At 49.8% G+C, this 16,304-nt stretch carries 14 protein-coding genes and 2 tRNA genes; 11 read left to right on the top strand and 5 right to left on the bottom strand.

The genetic code is table 11. The annotated features are described in order from the left end of the window. Positions 1 to 23 precede the first annotated feature (23 nt). Positions 24 to 1,457 (bottom strand): serine-type D-Ala-D-Ala carboxypeptidase, encoded by a 1,434-nt coding sequence (gene dacB, locus C0K55_RS04115; RefSeq protein ID WP_001212669.1) that lies wholly within the window; start codon positions 1,455 to 1,457, stop codon positions 24 to 26. A 247-nt stretch (positions 1,458 to 1,704) separates the two neighbouring features. Here dacB and greA point away from each other — a divergent pair, with 247 nt between their 5' ends. Beyond that, a complete protein-coding gene (gene greA, locus C0K55_RS04110) occupies positions 1,705 to 2,181 on the top strand; it encodes a transcription elongation factor GreA (RefSeq protein WP_001148001.1) in 477 nt (158 codons plus the stop codon). A gap of 155 nt (positions 2,182 to 2,336) precedes the next feature. On the opposite strand, the gene yhbY is transcribed toward greA, so the two are convergent. Beyond that, complete coding sequence (gene yhbY / locus C0K55_RS04105; protein ID WP_001054420.1) at positions 2,337 to 2,630, bottom strand: ribosome assembly RNA-binding protein YhbY; 294 nt, start codon at positions 2,628 to 2,630, stop codon at positions 2,337 to 2,339. Positions 2,631 to 2,756: 126 nt separating this feature from the next. Between yhbY and rlmE the strand changes: the two genes are divergently transcribed. The 6 genes from rlmE (at position 2,757) to C0K55_RS04075 (ending at position 8,348) form a co-directional block, all read left to right on the top strand. After that, complete coding sequence (gene rlmE, locus C0K55_RS04100) at positions 2,757 to 3,386, top strand: 23S rRNA (uridine(2552)-2'-O)-methyltransferase RlmE (protein WP_000145975.1); 630 nt, start codon at positions 2,757 to 2,759, stop codon at positions 3,384 to 3,386. A gap of 99 nt (positions 3,387 to 3,485) precedes the next feature. Further along, positions 3,486 to 5,420, top strand: coding sequence for an ATP-dependent zinc metalloprotease FtsH (ftsH, locus tag C0K55_RS04095; protein WP_001107478.1), 1,935 nt, complete (start codon positions 3,486 to 3,488; stop codon positions 5,418 to 5,420). Between the two features lie 89 nt (positions 5,421 to 5,509). Continuing rightward, complete coding sequence (folP, locus tag C0K55_RS04090) at positions 5,510 to 6,358, top strand: dihydropteroate synthase (RefSeq protein WP_000764718.1); 849 nt, start codon at positions 5,510 to 5,512, stop codon at positions 6,356 to 6,358. Next, entirely contained in the window at positions 6,351 to 7,688 is a 1,338-nt protein-coding gene (gene glmM / locus C0K55_RS04085) for a phosphoglucosamine mutase (protein WP_000071146.1), read from the top strand. The genes folP and glmM overlap by 8 nt, the downstream gene beginning before the upstream one ends. Positions 7,689 to 7,915: 227 nt before the next feature. Then, positions 7,916 to 8,248, top strand: coding sequence for a preprotein translocase subunit SecG (gene secG, locus C0K55_RS04080; protein WP_001517162.1), 333 nt, complete (start codon positions 7,916 to 7,918; stop codon positions 8,246 to 8,248). 13 nt (positions 8,249 to 8,261) lie between these two features. Further along, positions 8,262 to 8,348: transfer RNA gene (locus tag C0K55_RS04075), tRNA-Leu, on the top strand. 65 nt (positions 8,349 to 8,413) lie between these two features. On the opposite strand, the gene C0K55_RS04070 is transcribed toward C0K55_RS04075, so the two are convergent. From C0K55_RS04070 to argG, 3 genes are all read right to left on the bottom strand, one after another. Then, a complete protein-coding gene (locus C0K55_RS04070; protein ID WP_105266640.1) occupies positions 8,414 to 9,109 on the bottom strand; it encodes a hypothetical protein in 696 nt (231 codons plus the stop codon). A gap of 92 nt (positions 9,110 to 9,201) precedes the next feature. Continuing rightward, entirely contained in the window at positions 9,202 to 9,366 is a 165-nt protein-coding gene (locus tag C0K55_RS26475) for a helix-turn-helix domain-containing protein (RefSeq protein ID WP_236942151.1), read from the bottom strand. 182 nt (positions 9,367 to 9,548) lie between these two features. After that, on the bottom strand, positions 9,549 to 10,892 hold the full coding sequence (gene argG, locus C0K55_RS04065) for an argininosuccinate synthase (protein ID WP_001517161.1): 1,344 nt from the start codon (positions 10,890 to 10,892) through the stop codon (positions 9,549 to 9,551). A 347-nt stretch (positions 10,893 to 11,239) separates the two neighbouring features. On the opposite strand from argG, the gene C0K55_RS04060 reads away from it, so the two are divergent. From C0K55_RS04060 to infB, 4 genes are all read left to right on the top strand, one after another. Then, positions 11,240 to 11,316: transfer RNA gene (locus C0K55_RS04060), tRNA-Met, on the top strand. 206 nt (positions 11,317 to 11,522) lie between these two features. Further along, complete coding sequence (gene rimP, locus C0K55_RS04055) at positions 11,523 to 11,975, top strand: ribosome maturation factor RimP (RefSeq protein WP_001300397.1); 453 nt, start codon at positions 11,523 to 11,525, stop codon at positions 11,973 to 11,975. 27 nt (positions 11,976 to 12,002) lie between these two features. Further along, positions 12,003 to 13,490 (top strand): transcription termination factor NusA, encoded by a 1,488-nt coding sequence (gene nusA, locus C0K55_RS04050; protein ID WP_001031045.1) that lies wholly within the window; start codon positions 12,003 to 12,005, stop codon positions 13,488 to 13,490. 24 nt (positions 13,491 to 13,514) lie between these two features. After that, a complete protein-coding gene (infB, locus tag C0K55_RS04045; protein WP_000133058.1) occupies positions 13,515 to 16,187 on the top strand; it encodes a translation initiation factor IF-2 in 2,673 nt (890 codons plus the stop codon). Positions 16,188 to 16,304: the final 117 nt, after the last annotated feature.

The following is a 16,304-nucleotide window of genomic DNA, read 5'->3' as shown; positions in this document are numbered from 1 at the left end:
ACTGCGCCGGGGTTTCTTTTTAACTAATTGTTCTGATAAATATCTTTGTACAAGCGGCTTTCAAAGCGCACCAACGGAATGCGGCGATTACGTTGATCCGCCGGTTCTACCGCATAGCCAGAAAGATATTGTACAAATGCCATCCGTTGCCCACTTGCCGTGGTAATGAATCCCGCCAGGTTATACACGCCTTGTAACGATCCTGTTTTTGCCGAAACTTTGCCATCTACCCCCGCCTGATGCAGACCGGCACGGTACTGTAACGAGCCGTCATAGCCTGCCAGCGGCAGCATGGAGATAAAGTTAAGCTCGTTATCATGCTGGGCAATGTATTGTAGCACTTGCATCATGGTGGCTGGCGCAATCAGGTTATGTCGTGAAAGCCCTGAACCATCGGCAATAATGGTGTTGCCAATATCGACACCGGCTTGCTGACGCAGGATCTGGCGCACGGCATCGGAGCCGGCTCGCCATGTACCAGGCACATTAAAGCGCGCATGACCAATCATTCGAAAGACGGTATCTGCGATCATGTTGTCCGATTTTTTCAGCATAATCTTAAGCAGATCATGCAAAGGGGCCGACTGTTTGCTGGCGACCACCGTTCCCGGCTCATTAACCTGTGTCTGGCGCAGCAGTGTGCCGGTATAGGTGATGCCTGCCTGTTTAAGCTCATCTTTCAGAATCGCCCCAGCATAGCTGGCACCATCCTGTACGGCAAAGGCCAATGGAAGAGGCTCAGAACGTTGTGGCAGGCATCCAGTTAGCGTAAAGCGGTTAAGGTCACCAGGCACGACATCCAGCTCGCAATATTGCGCTTCGGCAGAACCACGGGGGAGGGTGCGTACCTGACTGAACATCGTAACGGGGTAATAAGATGCCACGCGAATAAAAGCCATATCACCGGGCTTTTGTGCGCTGTAGAGCGAGACAGAGAAGCAATTGCGGTCAACGATAGCGGCGGCTGGCGGAGCGCTAAAGCATTGTGTCATGTCGTTCCAAGGCCAGCCGGGAGCCTTATCGTGACTGGCAAAAATGGAGGTATCTATAAGCACGTTGCCATTGATTTGCGTGATGCCAGATTTTTTCAGGGTTGTTACCATATTGCGAATATCCTGACGTTTTAGCGTCGGATCGGCACCAAATCGCGCCACTAAGTCGCCTTTAAGCACACCGTTTTCCACATTACCTTTGGTTTCCAACGTGGTGGTAAAACGAAAGTCGGGGCCGAGTTGAATCAATGCCGCCAGCGCAGTGATGACTTTTTGCGTACTGGCGGGCAGCGCCATCTGCTGACTGTGGTAATCAATAGTGGGGGCAGACGCGCCGACTTTTTGCACCATCAGGGCAAGGTTGGCACCTGCGGGGAGTTGAGTAATGTACTCATCAACATTCGCGGCCTGAACACTGAACGCTATACCGCTGGTCAATCCGATGATAAATCTGGAAAATCGCATAATCTCGCGCTAACAACCTGGAATCGAGCCGTCATACTACGGCGCAACACCCTATAAAGTAAACGATGACCCTTCGGGAACTTCAGGGTAAAATGACCATCAAAATGTGAATTGTAGCTGACCTGGGACCTGTTTCCGGGTCGGTATTTTTTTGCTTCTGGCCCTGGTGAGGAGTTATGCCGGGCTGACCGAACAGCCGGGGTGGGTGGAGACTCGCCCCATCAGGAATATTCAAGAGGTATAACAAATGCAAGCTATTCCGATGACCTTACGCGGCGCTGAAAAATTACGCGAAGAGCTGGATTTTCTGAAATCTGTGCGCCGTCCTGAAATCATTGCTGCTATTGCTGAAGCGCGTGAACATGGCGATCTGAAAGAGAACGCCGAATACCACGCAGCTCGTGAGCAGCAGGGCTTCTGCGAAGGCCGTATTAAAGATATCGAAGCCAAGCTGTCGAACGCTCAGGTAATCGATGTCACCAAAATGCCGAACAATGGTCGCGTTATTTTTGGTGCTACCGTAACGGTGTTGAATCTGGATTCTGATGAAGAGCAGACTTATCGCATCGTAGGTGATGATGAAGCTGACTTTAAACAAAACCTGATTTCTGTAAACTCGCCTATCGCTCGTGGCTTGATCGGCAAAGAAGAAGATGATGTTGTGGTCATCAAAACGCCGGGCGGCGAAGTAGAATTTGAAGTAATTAAGGTGGAATACCTGTAAGAATTACCCAATACTCAAAATGTTGATGTATTGTAAAGAAAGGAAAAAGGCCGCTATGCGGCCTTTTATCAACGAACAGAGCGTGGCATTTTGCTCTCCTGCCTGCGGAAAATCCCTCGTTTTACACAGAAAATGTGTGTAACTTTAGGATAATCTTAGCGTGGCAGCGAGATTTTACGTTCTTTAGTTGGGCGATAAAGCACCAGCGTTTTACCGATGACCTGTACATTACAGGCGCCGGTTTCGCGCACGATAGCTTCCACGATCAAGGTTTTAGTTTCGCGATCTTCTGTTGCGATTTTCACCTTGATGAGTTCATGGTGCTCTAGCGCTTGTTCAATCTCGGCCAGCACCCCTTCGGTCAAACCATTACTGCCAAGCAGAACAACTGGCTTGAGCGGATGTGCCAGACCTTTCAGGTGCTGTTTTTGTTTAGTACTCAGATTCATCGTATTTTTTTGCTTACGTTGGGATTGAAAACGGGTCATTCTACCGCCATCTCCCATATATCACCAAATAGGCGCGTAAAAATTTACGCAATTGGTTACGATGAGTTATCCCAATGGGAAAGTTAAATGACAGGTAAGAAGCGTTCTGCCAGTTCCAGCCGCTGGCTTCAGGAACACTTTAGCGATAAATATGTTCAACAGGCACAGAAAAAGGGGTTACGTTCCCGTGCCTGGTTTAAACTTGATGAAATACAGCAAAGTGACAAACTCTTTAAACCGGGAATGACGGTAGTCGACCTTGGCGCCGCGCCGGGTGGTTGGTCACAATATGTAGTCACCCAAATTGGCGGCAAAGGCCGTATCATCGCTTGCGATCTTTTACCTATGGATCCTATCGTTGGTGTGGACTTTCTTCAGGGCGATTTTCGTGATGAACTGGTCATGAAGGCTCTGCTGGAGCGTGTAGGCGACAGCAAAGTCCAGGTTGTCATGTCAGATATGGCACCAAACATGAGCGGAACACCGGCGGTGGATATCCCCCGTGCCATGTATCTGGTGGAACTGGCGCTAGAAATGTGTCGTGATGTGTTAGCGCCGGGTGGCAGTTTTGTAGTGAAGGTGTTCCAGGGCGAAGGTTTCGATGAGTATCTAAGGGAAATTCGCTCCCTGTTTACGAAGGTTAAAGTTCGTAAGCCGGACTCTTCTCGTGCACGTTCGCGGGAAGTGTATATTGTAGCGACCGGGCGTAAACCCTAACCGGGAGATTTCAGACGAAAGTTTGAAAGATGCTGGATATAGAGTATCCTGACGCTGTTTTTAACACAGTTGTAATAAGAGGTTAATCCCTTGAGTGACATGGCGAAAAACCTAATACTCTGGCTGGTCATTGCCGTTGTGCTGATGTCAGTATTCCAGAGCTTTGGGCCCAGCGAGTCTAATGGCCGTAAGGTGGATTACTCTACCTTCCTACAAGAGGTCAATAACGACCAGGTTCGTGAAGCGCGTATCAACGGACGTGAAATCAACGTTACCAAGAAAGATAGTAACCGTTATACCACTTACATTCCGGTTCAGGATCCAAAACTACTGGATAACCTGTTGACCAAGAACGTCAAGGTTGTCGGTGAACCGCCTGAAGAGCCAAGCCTGCTGGCTTCTATCTTCATCTCCTGGTTCCCGATGCTGTTGCTGATTGGTGTCTGGATCTTCTTCATGCGTCAAATGCAGGGCGGCGGTGGCAAAGGTGCTATGTCGTTCGGTAAGAGCAAAGCACGTATGTTGACGGAAGATCAGATCAAAACGACCTTTGCTGACGTTGCTGGTTGCGACGAAGCAAAAGAAGAAGTTGCTGAGCTGGTTGAGTATCTGCGTGAGCCGAGCCGCTTCCAGAAACTGGGCGGTAAGATCCCGAAAGGGGTTTTGATGGTTGGTCCTCCGGGTACTGGTAAAACGTTGCTGGCGAAAGCCATTGCAGGCGAAGCGAAAGTTCCGTTCTTTACCATTTCTGGTTCTGACTTCGTTGAAATGTTCGTTGGTGTTGGTGCATCTCGTGTACGTGACATGTTCGAACAGGCGAAGAAAGCGGCTCCGTGTATCATCTTTATTGATGAAATCGATGCCGTAGGCCGCCAGCGTGGCGCGGGTCTGGGTGGTGGTCACGATGAACGTGAACAGACACTTAACCAGATGCTGGTTGAGATGGACGGCTTCGAAGGTAACGAAGGTATCATCGTGATCGCTGCGACTAACCGCCCGGACGTTCTCGACCCGGCGCTGCTGCGTCCTGGTCGTTTCGACCGTCAGGTTGTGGTTGGTTTGCCAGATGTTCGTGGTCGTGAGCAGATCCTGAAAGTTCACATGCGTCGCGTACCGCTGGCACCAGATGTTGATGCGGCAATTATCGCCCGTGGTACACCGGGCTTCTCTGGCGCAGATCTGGCTAACCTGGTGAACGAAGCAGCACTGTTCGCTGCACGTGGCAATAAACGTGTTGTTTCGATGGTTGAGTTCGAGAAAGCGAAAGACAAAATCATGATGGGCGCGGAACGTCGCTCCATGGTGATGACGGAAGCGCAGAAAGAGTCCACCGCGTATCACGAAGCAGGCCATGCGATTATCGGTCGCCTGGTGCCGGAACACGATCCGGTACACAAAGTAACGATTATCCCGCGCGGTCGTGCGTTGGGTGTGACCTTCTTCCTGCCTGAAGGCGATGCTATCAGTGCCAGCCGTCAGAAACTGGAAAGCCAGATCAGTACCCTGTACGGCGGTCGTCTGGCAGAAGAGATCATCTACGGACCGGAACATGTTTCTACCGGGGCGTCCAACGACATTAAAGTTGCGACCAACCTGGCGCGTAACATGGTGACCCAGTGGGGCTTCTCTGAGAAACTCGGTCCGCTACTGTATGCGGAAGAAGAAGGTGAAGTTTTCCTCGGTCGTAGCGTGGCCAAAGCTAAACATATGTCCGATGAAACTGCGCGTATCATCGACCAGGAAGTGAAGTCACTGATTGAACGTAACTACAATCGTGCGCGTCAGTTGTTGAACGACAACCTGGATATCCTGCATGCGATGAAAGATGCGCTCATGAAATATGAGACCATCGACGCACCGCAGATTGATGACCTGATGGCGCGTCGCGATGTACGTCCGCCTGCAGGTTGGGAAGAGTCGGGAGCATCTAACAATTCTGACAATAATGGCACTCCAAAGGCACCGCGTCCGGTTGATGAACCACGCACGCCAAATCCGGGTAATACCATGTCAGAGCAGTTAGGCGACAAGTAAGTTCCCGCATCAGATGACTGTATTTGTACCGAAAACCCCGGGGCGTGCTCCGGGGTTTTTTCTTATCAATTTATACCAGGGATAACACCATGAAACTCTTTGCCCAGGGCTCTTCACTGGATCTTAGCCATCCTCACGTAATGGGGATCCTCAACGTTACGCCAGATTCTTTCTCTGATGGCGGTACGCATAACTCACTGACTGATGCAGTGAAACATGCGAACCTGATGATCAACGCTGGCGCGACGATCATTGACGTTGGTGGAGAGTCCACGCGTCCAGGGGCAGCGGAAGTGAGTGTTGAAGAAGAGTTGCAGCGTGTTATTCCGGTGGTTGAGGCAATTGCGCAACGATTCGAAGTTTGGATCTCGGTCGATACTTCTAAACCGGAAGTCATCCGGGAATCGGCAAGAGTGGGCGCTCACATCATTAACGATATCCGATCCCTTTCCGAGCCAGGTGCTCTGGAAGCGGCTGCGGAAACCGGTTTACCCGTATGTCTGATGCATATGCAGGGAAATCCAAAGACCATGCAGGAAGCACCGAAATATGATGATGTCTTTGCTGAAGTGAATCGCTACTTTATTGAGCAAATAGCACGTTGTGAACAGGCGGGTATCGCAAAAGAGAAATTGTTGCTCGACCCCGGATTCGGTTTCGGTAAAAATCTCTCCCATAACTATTCATTACTGGCGCGTCTGGCTGAATTTCATCATTTCAATCTGCCGCTGTTGGTGGGTATGTCACGAAAATCGATGATTGGACAGCTACTGAATGTTGGGCCGTCTGAGCGTCTGAGCGGCAGTCTGGCTTGTGCGGTAATTGCCGCAATGCAGGGCGCGCACATTATTCGTGTTCATGACGTCAAAGAAACCGTAGAAGCGATGCGGGTGGTGGAAGCCACTCTGTCTGCAAAGGAAAATAAACGCTATGAGTAATCGTAAATATTTCGGGACCGATGGGATTCGTGGTCGTGTTGGGGATGCGCCGATCACACCTGATTTTGTGCTTAAACTGGGCTGGGCTGCGGGTAAAGTACTGGCGCGGCACGGCTCCCGTAAGATCATTATCGGCAAAGATACCCGTATTTCTGGCTATATGTTGGAGTCGGCGCTGGAAGCCGGCCTGGCGGCAGCGGGCCTTTCCGCGCTCTTCACCGGCCCGATGCCAACACCGGCGGTGGCTTATCTGACACGCACCTTTCGTGCAGAGGCCGGGATTGTGATTTCTGCATCGCATAACCCGTTCTACGATAATGGTATTAAATTCTTTTCCATCGACGGCACTAAACTGCCAGATGCAGTCGAAGAAGCCATCGAAGCTGAAATGGAAAAAGAGATTAGCTGCGTTGATTCGGCAGAACTGGGTAAAGCCAGCCGTATTGTTGATGCTGCGGGTCGCTATATCGAATTTTGCAAAGCCACGTTCCCGAACGAACTTAGCCTCAGTGAACTGAAGATTGTGGTGGATTGCGCAAATGGTGCAACCTATCACATCGCTCCAAATGTACTGCGCGAGCTGGGAGCGAACGTAATCGCCATCGGTTGTGAGCCGAATGGTGTAAACATCAATGCCGAAGTGGGGGCAACTGATGTTCGTGCATTACAGGCGCGTGTACTGGCTGAAAAAGCGGATCTCGGCATTGCCTTTGACGGCGACGGCGACCGCGTCATCATGGTTGACCATGAAGGCAATAAAGTTGATGGCGATCAGATCATGTATATCATCGCGCGTGAAGGTCTTCGTCAGGGGCAGTTGCGTGGTGGCGTAGTGGGCACATTAATGAGCAATATGGGGCTGGAATTGGCGCTGAAACAGCTAGGTATTCCATTTGCTCGCGCAAAAGTGGGCGACCGCTATGTACTGGAAAAAATGCAGGAGAAAGGCTGGCGCATCGGCGCGGAGAACTCCGGTCATGTGATTCTGCTGGATAAAACCACCACCGGTGACGGCATCGTTGCCGGTTTGCAGGTACTGGCGGCGATGGCGCGCAACCACATGAGTCTGCACGACCTTTGCAGTGGCATGAAAATGTTCCCGCAGATTCTGGTTAACGTGCGTTATACCGCAGGCAGCGGCGATCCGCTTGAGCATGAATCAGTTAAAGCCGTGACAGCGGAAGTTGAAGCGGCGCTGGGTAGCCGTGGACGCGTGTTGCTGCGTAAATCTGGCACCGAGCCGTTGATTCGCGTGATGGTCGAAGGTGAAGACGAAGCACAGGTGACTGAATTTGCCCACCGTATCGCTGATGCGGTAAAAGCGGTTTAATGCGATTGCTAACTGGCTAAAAAGGCGGCGATTGTCGCCTTTGTTCTACTTATGTACATCGGTTTTGCTGTTTTTTTCCGCAGTTGATACAATGCAATAAAATTGCCCTTGCGAAGGTCATTCGCTTTGGTTAGTATTCACACCCGCTTCAGTGGGAAAGATTAAATTATCCCGCTTTATTGGTTGAAGCATTGGTACGCGGCAACTCCGCAAGGAACAGGTTGATTATGTACGAAGCTCTTTTAGTAGTTTTCCTTATTGTAGCAATTGGCCTTGTTGGTCTGATCATGCTGCAGCAAGGTAAAGGCGCTGATATGGGAGCCTCCTTCGGAGCAGGCGCTTCCGCTACGCTGTTTGGTTCAAGTGGTTCTGGTAACTTCATGACCCGTATGACGGCTGTGCTGGCAACGTTGTTCTTCATCATCAGTCTGGTGTTGGGTAACATCAACAGTAATAAAACCAATAAAGGTAGCGAATGGGAAAATCTGAGTGCTCCGGCGAAAACCGAACAGACTCAGCCTGCTGCTCCGGCTAAGCCGACCAGCGATATCCCGAACTAAGAGTAGTATCTGTGCTGAGGTGGTGGAATTGGTAGACACGCTACCTTGAGGTGGTAGTGCCCTAACGGGCTTGTGGGTTCGAGTCCCATCCTCAGTACCAATATTCCGAAAGAAAGACGCTGAAAAGCGTCTTTTTTCGTTTTTATAAGTTAAACATTCTGATAGTTATTTCCCCACCCGTAAGTCTGTTTCATCCAGTTTGAAATCTGTAATTTCTAACTTTTGCATTATTAACGGAAGCACCTGGTGAATTATTCTCATACCAGTAAGGATCTCGTTCATGTATATATCAGGATGAATGCGAGATTTATTGAAATCGAAACTTTCGGCTTCTGCTGCAACGCTAAGTTGGTCAGCAGTGTTATAAACCATATCCAGAAGTTCGGCTCTTAACGAGATTCCCGCCCTGAATGCCATCATCTTGAGTTGATTCAACCAATTTTCGTAGTCTTTTTGAACTTTATAACGAAACTGTTTAATGTTTGACGCAATAGGAGTATCAATTTCAATTTTGCATGCGGCAAGTGATATCAATGAACTCTGAATATTGATGGCTTCGTTGGAATAGACATCTAAATCATCATCCTGAACTAACTCATCAACATATGCTATGTAGAATCCATAAACGTCATTCAGAGCATGGTAAATATCATTGATTACGGAACAATGAGCGTTGCTCTCTATGACCTCCCAAAAAGCCTCTTTATGATCAGCATTTTTGCCGTCAATATTAAGTTCTTTGGGAAAGGAAAGAGGTGAAGGAAAACCTATGCGGTTCAACACATCTATTGTTTCTTCAACCAAAAAGCCATCTTCGTCAGTAATAGGTCGTGTTATATAACCCGTTTCAGAGCCTTCCATAGCTTGTTGAGCAAGAAAATGGATAAGTCGATCCCATTTCTCAGCATTCTCGACTGAGCCCGCCCATTCAACTAGTTGAGGAGAGTAATGCCCTATTTGTGTAATATCTCTGAATTTTTTTCCATGTCAGTAGACATATGTTCCCCTTTTTTCCACTTGCTAATTTGTGTTGAGGAAACACCTAACTGGTTTGCTAAATCTTTTTGGGTACATTTCAGAGTATGTACTGCGAGGCGTGCAAAATATTCACCATTCATTGGTCATTCCTTTTACTGAGCATGAAAGAATAAAGTAAAAATAGAATGGACTGATATTTACTTTATTTAATTTGAATTTTACTTTAACTCCGAAACCGGACATGTGAATCCCAAGCGTGGCCACATTCTCTTAGCCGTAAAAAAAGGCCGCAATGGCGGCCTTTAGCACGAACTCTCTGAAATTACTGACCTTTGTTTTCCAGATTCTCAACCTGCGGTACGCCCGAAGCGGCAGAAGAGGAGAGCAGGCCAGTTTTGGCATAACCGAAAAGTTTCTCGCGGGTGTCAGTGATATCCAGGTTACGCATGGTCAGTTGACCAATACGATCGTCTGGTGAGAACACTGAGTCACCTTTTTCCATTGTCAGACGCTCTGGCTTATAAGTCAGGTTGTCAGAGACAGTATTGAGGATGGAGTAGTCGTTACCGCGACGCAGTTCCAGGGTAACTTCACCTGTAATCTGGCTGGCAACCCAGCGTTGCAGGGAGTCTCGTAGCATCAGCGCCTGGGAGTCGAACCAACGCCCCTGATACAGCAGACGTCCCAACTGGCGACCATGCGCGTGATATTGCTCAATGGTGTCTTCGTTGTGAATACCGGTCAGCAGACGTTCATAAGCGATATGCAGCAGAGCCATCCCCGGAGCTTCGTAGATACCACGGCTTTTCGCTTCGATGATACGGTTTTCGATCTGGTCGCTCATGCCCAGACCGTGACGGCCACCAATGCGGTTGGCTTCAAGCATCATTTCTACATCGTCGCTAAAGGTTTTACCGTTTAGCGCTACCGGATGCCCCAGCTCAAAACGTACCGTGACTTCTTCTGCCGGGATCTTCACGCTCTCGTCCCAGAATTTCACACCCATAATCGGGTTGACGATTTTGACGCTGGAGTTGAGGTATTCCAGATCTTTCGCTTCGTGCGTCGCGCCGAGCATGTTGGAGTCTGTGGAGTAGGCTTTTTCAACCGACATTTTGTAGTCGAAACCGCAGGCAATCATAAATTCAGACATCTCATGACGACCGCCTAACTCATCAATAAAGTCAGTATCAAGCCACGGTTTGTAAATCTGCAATTCGGCGTTGGTAAGCAGGCCGTAACGATAGAAACGTTCGATATCGTTTCCTTTATAGGTGCTGCCATCACCCCAGATGTTAACGCCATCTTCTTTCATCGCAGCAACCAGCATGGTGCCGGTTACGGCGCGGCCCAGCGGCGTGGTGTTAAAATAGGTCAGACCGCCGGTGGTGTTATGGAAAGCACCACACTGAATAGCGGCAATACCTTCAGCCACCAGTTGTTTGCGGCAGTCGATCAGACGAGCGTTCTCCGCGCCGTATTCCATGGCTCGACGAGGGATCGCATCATAATCCTCCTCGTCTGGCTGGCCCAAATTTGCAGTATATGCATAAGGGACAGCTCCCTTTTGTCGCATCCACAGCAGTGCGGCACTGGTGTCCAGACCGCCAGAAAAAGCGATACCAATACGTTGACCTACCGGGAGATGCTTGAGAATCGTCGTCATAAAATAACACCCTGCTTGATTAACTGATTATGAGCCTGTATTTCTGCTCTAACTGAATTTTTATGCAAAATAAATGAGTTTTCATTTAATCATCTTTTATCTGAGACAGGAAGAGTTTAGTGTGTTTTTTGTAAAATAATGCGCTTAAGAGAGGTAAGGAGAGGATGAAAGTATTCAACAAATGAAAGTGAACTGGATATCCATTCACATGATTAGCAATAAATGTTGACAAAATGTGGCGTGGATCACTATAATGGCCGCAGATTTTACGTCCCGTCTCGGTACACCAAATCCCAGCAGTATTTGCATTTTTTACTCAAAACAAGTAGAATTTGCCACGTTTCAGGCGCGGGGTGGAGCAGCCTGGTAGCTCGTCGGGCTCATAACCCGAAGGTCGTCGGTTCAAATCCGGCCCCCGCAACCACTTTCCCTTAGAGTTCTTTTTCAAATATACTGTGAAGACTTCGGCCTTCGTAGTGGGATTTGAAAAAATCCTTCTGGAAAGTGCTCCAGACCGCATTTGCGGTTATAGGGTTCAGTTATATAAAGCCCCGATTTATCGGGGTTTTTTGTTATCTGACTACAGAATAACTGGGCTTTAGGCCCTTTTTTTATGTCTTGGGGGTGGGCTTGTCCACATTAGAGCAAAAATTAACAGAGATGATTACTGCGCCAGTTGAGGCCCTGGGTTTTGAACTGGTTGGCATCGAGTTTATTCGCGGTCGCACATCCACACTGCGCATCTATATTGATAGTGAAGATGGCATCAATGTTGATGATTGTGCTGATGTGAGCCACCAGGTAAGTGCTGTGTTGGATGTTGAAGATCCCATCACCGTTGCTTATAACCTGGAAGTCTCCTCACCGGGTCTCGATCGCCCACTGTTCACGGCTGAACACTACGCCCGTTTTGTCGGAGAAGAGGTCACTCTGGTACTCCGTATGGCGGTACAAAACCGTCGTAAATGGCAGGGCGTTATCAAAGCGGTAGACGGTGAAATGATCACAGTTACCGTCGAAGGTAAAGATGAAGTGTTCGCGCTGAGTAATATCCAGAAGGCGAACCTGGTTCCCCACTTTTAATAGTCTGGATGAGGTGAAAACCCCGCGATGAACAAAGAAATTTTGGCTGTAGTTGAAGCCGTCTCCAATGAAAAGGCGCTGCCTCGCGAGAAAATTTTCGAAGCGTTGGAAAGCGCGCTGGCTACAGCAACCAAGAAAAAATATGAACAAGAGATCGACGTCCGCGTACAGATCGATCGCAAAAGCGGTGATTTTGACACCTTCCGTCGTTGGCTGATTGTTGATGAAGTCACTCAGCCAACTAAAGAAATCACCCTTGAAGCCGCGCGTTATGAAGATGAAAGCCTGAACCTGGGCGATTACGTTGAAGATCAGATTGAGTCTGTCACCTTTGACCGTATTACGACCCAGACGGCAAAGCAGGTTATCGTGCAGAAAGTTCGTGAAGCCGAACGTGCGATGGTTGTTGATCAGTTCCGTGAACACGAAGGTGAAATCATCACCGGCGTGGTGAAAAAAGTAAACCGCGATAATATCTCTCTGGATCTGGGCAACAATGCTGAAGCTGTGATCCTGCGTGAAGATATGCTGCCGCGTGAGAACTTCCGCCCAGGTGACCGCGTTCGTGGCGTGCTCTATTCTGTTCGCCCGGAAGCGCGTGGTGCGCAACTTTTCGTTACCCGTTCCAAGCCAGAAATGCTGATCGAACTGTTCCGCATTGAAGTGCCGGAAATTGGCGAAGAAGTTATTGAAATTAAAGCAGCGGCTCGCGATCCGGGATCTCGTGCGAAAATCGCGGTGAAAACCAACGATAAACGTATCGATCCGGTAGGTGCTTGCGTGGGTATGCGTGGTGCACGTGTTCAGGCTGTTTCCACTGAGCTTGGCGGCGAGCGTATCGATATCGTCCTGTGGGATGATAATCCGGCGCAATTCGTTATTAACGCGATGGCACCGGCAGACGTTGCTTCTATCGTGGTGGATGAAGATAAACACACCATGGATATCGCTGTTGAAGCCGGTAACCTGGCGCAGGCGATTGGGCGTAATGGTCAGAACGTGCGTCTGGCTTCGCAGTTGAGTGGTTGGGAACTTAACGTAATGACCGTTGACGACCTGCAAGCTAAACATCAGGCGGAAGCGCACGCAGCGATCGACACCTTCACCCGTTATCTCGACATTGACGAAGACTTCGCCACTGTCCTGGTAGAAGAAGGCTTCTCGACTCTGGAAGAACTGGCCTACGTGCCGATGAAAGAGCTGCTGGAAATTGAAGGCCTTGATGAGCCGACTGTTGAAGCACTGCGCGAGCGTGCTAAAAATGCACTGGCCACCATTGCACAGGCCCAGGAAGAAAGCCTCGGTGATAACAAACCGGCTGACGATCTGCTGAATCTTGAAGGGATGGATCGTGATTTAGCATTCAAACTGGCCGCCCGTGGCGTTTGTACGCTGGAAGATCTCGCCGAACAGGGCATTGATGATCTGGCTGATATCGAAGGGTTGACCGACGAAAAAGCCGGAGCACTGATTATGGCTGCCCGTAATATTTGCTGGTTCGGTGACGAAGCGTAATAAACTGTAGCAGGAAGGAACAGCATGACAGATGTGACGATTAAAACGCTGGCCGCAGAGCGACAGACCTCCGTGGAACGCCTGGTACAGCAATTTGCTGATGCAGGTATCCGGAAGTCTGCTGACGACTCTGTGACCGCACAAGAGAAACAGGCTTTAATTGACCACCTGAATCAGAAAAATTCAGGGCCGGACAAATTAACGCTGCAACGTAAAACACGTAGCACCCTTAACATTCCTGGTACCGGTGGAAAAAGTAAATCGGTACAAATCGAAGTCCGCAAGAAACGCACCTTTGTGAAACGCGATCCGCAAGAGGCTGAACGCCTTGCAGCGGAAGAGCAAGCGCAGCGTGAAGCGGAAGAGCAAGCCCGTCGTGAGGCAGAAGAATCGGCCAAACGCGAGGCGCAACAAAAAGCTGAACGTGAGGCCGCAGAACAAGCGAAACGTGAAACCGCTGAACAAGCAAAACGTGAAGCTGCGGAAAAAGACAAAGTGAGCAATCAACAAGACGATATGACTAAAACCGCCCAGGCTGAAAAAGCCCGCCGTGAGCAGGAAGCTGCAGAGCTTAAGCGCAAAGCTGAAGAAGAAGCACGTCGTAAACTCGAAGAAGAAGCACGTCGCGTTGCTGAAGAAGCACGTCGTATGGCGGAAGAAAACAAATGGACTGATAACGCGGAACCGACTGAAGATTCCAGTGATTATCACGTTACCACCTCTCAACATGCTCGCCAGGCAGAAGACGAAAGCGATCGTGAAGTCGAAGGCGGTCGTGGCCGTGGCCGTAACGCGAAAGCAGCACGTCCGAAGAAAGGCAATAAACATTCTGAATCTAAAGCTGATCGCGAAGAAGCGCGCGCAGCAGTACGTGGTGGTAAAGGCGGAAAACGTAAAGGTTCTTCGCTGCAGCAGAGCTTCCAGAAACCAGCTCAGGCTGTTAACCGTGACGTCGTGATTGGTGAAACCATCACTGTTGGCGAACTGGCTAACAAGATGGCGGTTAAAGGCTCTCAGGTCATCAAAGCGATGATGAAGCTGGGTGCAATGGCAACCATCAACCAGGTCATTGACCAGGAAACCGCACAGTTAGTTGCCGAAGAGATGGGCCACAAAGTTATCCTGCGTCGTGAAAACGAACTGGAAGAAGCGGTAATGAGTGACCGTGATACAGGTGCTGCGGCTGAACCGCGTGCACCGGTTGTGACCATCATGGGACACGTTGACCACGGTAAAACTTCTCTGCTGGACTATATTCGTTCAACGAAAGTGGCTTCTGGTGAAGCGGGTGGCATTACCCAGCACATCGGTGCATACCACGTTGAAACTGAAAACGGCATGATCACCTTCCTGGACACCCCGGGGCACGCCGCGTTTACTTCAATGCGTGCACGTGGTGCGCAGGCAACTGACATCGTAGTTCTGGTTGTTGCTGCAGATGACGGCGTAATGCCGCAGACCATCGAAGCAATCCAGCACGCGAAAGCGGCAGGTGTGCCTGTGGTGGTTGCAGTGAACAAAATCGATAAGCCAGAAGCCGATCCGGATCGTGTTAAAAACGAACTGTCTCAGTACGGCATCCTGCCGGAAGAGTGGGGCGGTGAAAGCCAGTTCGTACACGTATCTGCAAAAGCGGGTACGGGTATCGACGAACTGCTGGATGCGATCCTGCTGCAGGCCGAAGTCCTGGAACTGAAAGCCGTACGTAACGGGATGGCGAGCGGTGCGGTCATCGAATCTTTCCTCGATAAAGGTCGTGGTCCGGTTGCAACTGTACTGGTACGTGAAGGTACTCTGCACAAGGGTGACATCGTTCTGTGTGGCTTCGAATACGGTCGTGTTCGTGCAATGCGTAACGAACTGGGTCAGGAAGTACTGGAAGCAGGTCCGTCCATTCCGGTGGAAATCCTCGGCTTGTCCGGTGTTCCGGCAGCGGGTGATGAAGTTACCGTTGTACGTGACGAGAAGAAAGCACGTGAAGTTGCACTGTATCGTCAGGGCAAATTCCGTGAAGTTAAACTGGCGCGTCAGCAGAAATCTAAACTGGAGAACATGTTCGCCAACATGACTGAAGGCGAAGTTCATGAAGTGAACATCGTTCTGAAGGCTGACGTACAGGGTTCTGTAGAAGCGATTTCCGACTCCTTGCTGAAACTGTCTACTGACGAAGTAAAAGTGAAGATCATCGGTTCTGGTGTAGGTGGTATCACCGAAACCGACGCGACCCTGGCGGCTGCATCCAACGCGATTCTGGTTGGCTTCAACGTCCGTGCTGATGCCTCTGCGCGTAAAGTGATTGAGGCTGAAAGCCTGGATCTGCGTTACTACTCCGTCATCTATAACCTGATCGATGAAGTGAAAGCGGCGATGAGCGGTATGCTCTCTCCGGAACTGAAACAACAGATCATCGGTCTGGCGGAAGTTCGCGATGTGTTCAAATCACCGAAATTTGGTGCCATCGCAGGTTGTATGGTTACCGAAGGTGTGGTTAAACGTCACAACCCGATCCGCGTTCTGCGCGACAACGTGGTTATCTACGAAGGCGAGCTGGAGTCCCTGCGCCGCTTCAAAGATGACGTTAACGAAGTCCGTAACGGTATGGAGTGTGGTATCGGCGTTAAGAACTACAACGACGTGCGCACTGGCGATGTGATCGAAGTGTTCGAAATCATCGAGATTCAGCGTACGATTGCCTAAGGTTGATTGGGTGTAGGCCGGATAAGGCGTTTGCGCCGCATCCGGCAGCCGTTGCCTGACGCGACGCTCGTGCGTCTTATCAGGCCTACGTGAACAGCCCTTCCACCTGAAATTAAT

The sequence above is a fragment of the Escherichia sp. MOD1-EC6098 genome (genome assembly GCF_002965865.1).
In the GTDB taxonomy this organism is placed as follows: domain Bacteria; phylum Pseudomonadota; class Gammaproteobacteria; order Enterobacterales; family Enterobacteriaceae; genus Escherichia; species Escherichia marmotae.
This window is presented reverse-complemented; position numbering and strand designations above follow the sequence as displayed.